Consider the following 1,006-nt stretch of genomic DNA (forward strand, 5'->3'; position numbering starts at 1 on the left):
GGCGAGCACCGTGCGGCCATTGCTGGCGGCGGTCAGCGTCAGCACGGTGCGCTGCTGCGAGACGATGCGCTCGGCTCTTGCGGTCAGGTCGACCAGCACCCGCACCGGCGCATCGCGGCCGGAGAGCGGCACCGTCAGCGGCTTGAAACGGCCTTGCTCATAGACCCGCCAGGTGCCGATCTCGTGCCCGGAGAAATTGCTCATCGCCCAGGGATAGATGACACCGACGCCGGCGCCGACAAGCAGGATCAGGACAAACAGAAAGCGCATTCACATCACCATGGCGTATCGTGACCTTGCCAATAGCGCCCCGACGGCCAAAAGGCGATGGCCAGTTGCGGCAGCCACCCTGGAGGTGGACCGTACGGGGTGCGAGCGCAACCAGATTGGCGGCGTGGCTGCGCAACAATGCCGATAACGTTCTACCTATGCGCTCAAAAATTAAGCCGTGTATTTCGCGCGCCGCGCTGAACATTGCTGTCGGCTCATTCTTGGCCGTTCTTGCTGTCAGGTTTTGATTCTACCTCAAGGAACAGCTTGGCGCGTCCGGCAACATATTGACGTCGATCGAGCCAATATGCTGATTCATAAACAGGATTTGCCTTGTGCGCCATGCTTCGGTCCGAGAGGCCGTAGCCGCTTTCATGATTAACCATTCGCGAGCGCATTTGGTTAAGGAATTGCTAATTTGGTTGACTATAATTTCCACAGGTATATTTTCGATGCGTTGGGATGTGCAATTTGGGCGAGCAATCGATGGTGACACCGGGCGTGTGATCGCGATTTCGGGGCGCGGAGAATGCTGAGCGGCAGCACGGAGGTTGTGTAGTCGCACCAGCTTCGCGAAAGCCAAGAACAATTGACGCACATCAGTGATGGCGCTTCCGCAGATGCGGAGGTTTGCCACGTTCTCAGGAACGTGGCCGGGCGATGCTTTGTCCCGGCCCGGCGGTAGCGTGTTCGGTGCGTATGAGGAAAGCATGACTAAGCTTGTCAAGGTTCTGAA

At 58.1% G+C, this 1,006-nt stretch carries 1 protein-coding gene and 1 pseudogene; both read right to left on the reverse strand.

All coding sequences use genetic code 11. The annotated features are described in order from the left end of the window. Nucleotides 1-270, reverse strand: a pseudogene (locus tag EN884_RS02120) (hypothetical protein); the annotation flags it as partial. A gap of 250 nt (nt 271-520) precedes the next feature. Further along, a partial coding sequence (locus EN884_RS38920) for a hypothetical protein (protein WP_206617549.1) occupies nt 521-1,006 on the reverse strand: 486 nt, incomplete at its 5' end.

The organism is Mesorhizobium sp. M7A.F.Ca.AU.001.01.1.1 (assembly GCF_004022735.1).
Classification (GTDB): domain Bacteria; phylum Pseudomonadota; class Alphaproteobacteria; order Rhizobiales; family Rhizobiaceae; genus Mesorhizobium; species Mesorhizobium ciceri.